At 68.7% G+C, this 3,274-nt stretch carries 3 protein-coding genes; all 3 read left to right on the forward strand.

The features are described from left to right. The first annotated feature begins 397 nt into the window (after window positions 1-397). Genes cysT through BM066_RS25620 form a run of 3 tightly spaced genes read left to right on the forward strand, consistent with a single transcriptional unit; the run spans window position 398 to window position 3,183 of the window. The gene (gene cysT, locus BM066_RS25610) at window positions 398-1,282 is read left to right on the forward strand and encodes a sulfate ABC transporter permease subunit CysT (RefSeq protein ID WP_089931220.1); all 885 of its coding nucleotides are present in this window, start codon (window positions 398-400) and stop codon (window positions 1,280-1,282) included. Continuing rightward, window positions 1,279-2,142: a sulfate ABC transporter permease subunit CysW gene (gene cysW, locus BM066_RS25615; protein ID WP_089931216.1), complete on the forward strand. Its 864-nt coding sequence runs from the start codon at window positions 1,279-1,281 to the stop codon at window positions 2,140-2,142. Before cysT ends, cysW begins: the two co-directional genes overlap by 4 nt. Before the next feature lie 21 nt (window positions 2,143-2,163). Continuing rightward, entirely contained in the window at window positions 2,164-3,183 is a 1,020-nt protein-coding gene (locus BM066_RS25620; RefSeq protein WP_089931218.1) for a sulfate/molybdate ABC transporter ATP-binding protein, read from the forward strand. The last annotated feature ends 91 nt before the right edge of the window (window positions 3,184-3,274 follow it).

Consider the following 3,274-nt stretch of genomic DNA (forward strand, 5'->3'; position numbering starts at 1 on the left):
CGGTACTCAAAACTGCAATCATCCGGGCGAGGCCCGGGCGCTTCGCACCCTTCCCATCAAGCTCGCAGCTTTGGCGCGAGATCACACCCACTTGCCCCCACCTGACCGCTGCGCGGTCTGTCCGCCCCCAGAGGGGGCGGAGCCTCGGTCCCAAGGCTCTTCCCCCTCTGGGGGAAGACGGTCGCGAAGCGACCCGTAGGGGGCAAGTGGGCGGCGCTCGGCTTCGGCCACAGTTTTTCTGGCCCCCGCCCTCGATGAACTCAATTGACCCGACCGGCCGTGTAGGGATTTAAGCCGCTCACCTTCACCACGCCCTTCGCCATTTCGCGGCTTGGCGCGTTCCTGTTTTCATGGCTCCTTCCGGAGCCCGATGCGGATGCTGGACGACGATCACCCGATGACCGCCGAGACGATTTCCGCGCCGCCTTCCGCCGCGAACAAAAGGCCCGCCCCACGACGGCCGCTGTTTCGCCGGCGCTCGGCGATTCCAGGCTTCGGCCTGACCCTGGGCGTGACCCTGACGATCCTGTCGCTGATCGTGCTGATCCCGCTGTCGGCCGTGGCCATCAAGGCCTCCAGCCTGTCGCCGGCCCAGTTCCTCGCCGCCGCCTTCTCCGAACGGGCCATGGCCGCCTATCGCCTGACCTTCGGCGCGGCCTTCGTGGCGGCGGTGATCAACGGCCTGTTCGGGGTGCTGACCACCTGGGTCCTGGTGCGCTACCAGTTCCCCGGCAAGGCCGTGGTCAACGCCCTGGTCGACCTGCCGTTCGCCCTGCCGACCGCGGTGGCCGGCATCGCCCTGGCCACGCTGTACGCCCCCAACGGCTGGGTCGGGCAATACCTGACCCCGCTGGGGATCAAGGCCGCCTACAATCCCGTCGGCGTCACCATCGCCTTGATCTTCATCGGCCTGCCGTTCGTGGTCCGCACCCTGGAGCCGGTGATGCGCGACCTGTCGGCCGACGTCGAGGAAGCCGCCGCCAGCCTGGGCGCCGGCCGCATCGCCACCATCGCCCGGATCATCCTGCCGGCCCTGGGCCCGGCCTGGCTGACCGGCTTCGCCCTGGCCTTCGCCCGCGGGGTGGGGGAGTACGGCTCGGTGATCTTCATCGCCGGCAACATGCCCTACAAGTCCGAGATCGCGCCGCTGCTGATCATCATCCAACTGGAGCAGTTCGAGTACGCCAACGCCGCGGCCATCGCCCTGGTCATGCTGGGCGTCTCGTTCCTGATGCTGCTGCTCATCAACGCCATCCAGGCCTGGTCGCGGAGGTTTGTCTGATGGCCGTCGTCAGCAAGGCGGACTTCCGCCACCCGACCGACGATCCGCTGTGGGCCAAGATCGTGATCATCGGCCTGGTCCTGGCCTTCCTGGGCCTGGTCCTGATCCTGCCCCTTGTGGCGGTGTTCGCCGAGGCCCTGCGCAAGGGCCTGGGACCGGCGCTGGAGGCCGTCGCCACGCCCGACGCCTGGGCGGCGATCAAGCTGACCCTGATCACCGCCGGGATCGCCGTGCCGTTCAACGCCCTGTTCGGCCTGTGCGCCGCCTGGGCCATCGCCAAGCACGACTTCCCCGGCAAGCCGCTGCTGATCACCCTGATCGACCTGCCGTTCTCGGTGTCGCCGGTGGTGGCGGGCCTGATCTACGTGCTGGTCTTCGGCCTGCAGGGCTGGTTCGGCGAGCACCTGATCGACCACGACATCAAGATCATCTTCGCCGTGCCGGGCATCGTGCTGGCCACGGTGTTCGTGACCTTCCCGTTCATCGCCCGCGAGCTGATCCCGCTGATGCAGGAGCAGGGCGTGTCGGAGGAGGAGGCGGCCGTTTCGATGGGCGCCTCGGGCCTCTACACCTTCTGGCGGGTGACCGCGCCCAACGTCCGCTGGGGCCTGCTGTACGGCGTCTTGCTGTGCAACGCCCGGGCCATGGGCGAGTTCGGCGCCGTCTCGGTGGTCAGCGGCCACATCCGGGGCCTGACCAACACCATGCCGCTGCACGTCGAGATCCTCTACAACGAGTACGATTTCGTCGCCGCCTTCGCCGTCGCCGCCCTGCTGTGCCTGCTGGCGATCGTGACGCTGGTGCTCAAGAGCCTGCTCGAGATCGCCCAGCCCGACGTCAAGCGCGGCGGCGGCCACTAGATCCGGAACGAAACAGACCCCATGACCATCTCCATCCGTTCCGTCGAAAAGAAGTTTGGGCGCTATCCGGCCCTGAACAGCGTCGATCTGGAGATCGTCGACGGCGAGCTCGTGGCGCTGCTGGGCCCGTCGGGCTCGGGCAAGACGACCCTGCTGCGCACCATCGCCGGCCTGGAGTTCCCCGACGCCGGCCAGGTGCTGTTCGAGGGCCAGGACGTGACCTTCGCCTCGGCCGCCGCCCGCCGCGTCGGCTTCGTGTTCCAGCAGTATGCGCTGTTCAAGCACATGACCGTGGCGCGCAACATCGCCTTCGGCCTGGACGTGCGCAAGGGCAAGGACAAGCCGCCCAAGGCCGAGATCGCCCGCCGCGTCGAGGAGCTGCTGAAGCTGGTTGAGCTGGAGGGCCTGGGCAAGCGCTATCCCTCGCAGCTGTCGGGCGGCCAGCGCCAACGCGTGGCCCTGTCGCGCGCCCTGGCCGTGCAGCCCAGCGTGCTGTTGCTGGACGAGCCGTTCGGCGCCCTGGACGCCACCGTCCGCAAGTCGCTGCGCAAGGAACTGCGCCACGTGCACGACGCCACCGGCGTCACCACCATCTTCGTCACCCACGACCAGGAAGAAGCTCTGGGCCTGGCCGACCGCGTGGCGATCCTCAACGCCGGCCGCATCGAGCAGATCGGCACGCCCGACGAGGTGCACGACAATCCGGCCACGCCGTTCGTCTGTGGCTTCGTGGGCGAGGCCAACCGTTTCGAGGGAACGGTGTCGGGCGGGCGATTCACTTCGGGCGGGGTGGCGTTCGCGGCCCAGGGCGTCCGCGACGGCGCGGCCGTGGCCTTCGTGCGGCCGCATGATTTCGCGCTGGACGACGGCGGCTTCGAGGTCCGGGTCGAGCGGGCCCACGTGCAGGGCGCTCTGACCGCCGTGGCCGCCGTCACCGCCGACGGCCGCCACATCGAGATCAGCGCCTCCCGCGCCGAGGCCGGCCGGTTCGCCGGGACGGTCAAGGTCTCGGCCCGCAAGAGCCACGTCTATCCGGTCTAGGTGTCGAAGCTATGAAGGTTGTTCACCCGGGGAGCGGCTGAGAAGCTGGGGTTGCGAAGCACCAACCTTGGCCGGAGGTCTCCCCGGATGA

Origin of the sequence: Caulobacter sp. UNC279MFTsu5.1 (assembly GCF_900114015.1) — a bacterium.
Taxonomy (GTDB): domain Bacteria; phylum Pseudomonadota; class Alphaproteobacteria; order Caulobacterales; family Caulobacteraceae; genus Caulobacter.

Coding starts and splice junctions, on each gene's coding strand:
- BM066_RS25620 (WP_089931218.1), top strand. CDS start 2,164: ATGACCATCTCCATCCGTTCCGTCGAAAAGAAGTTTGGGCGCTATCCG.
- cysT (WP_089931220.1), top strand. CDS start 398: ATGACCGCCGAGACGATTTCCGCGCCGCCTTCCGCCGCGAACAAAAGG.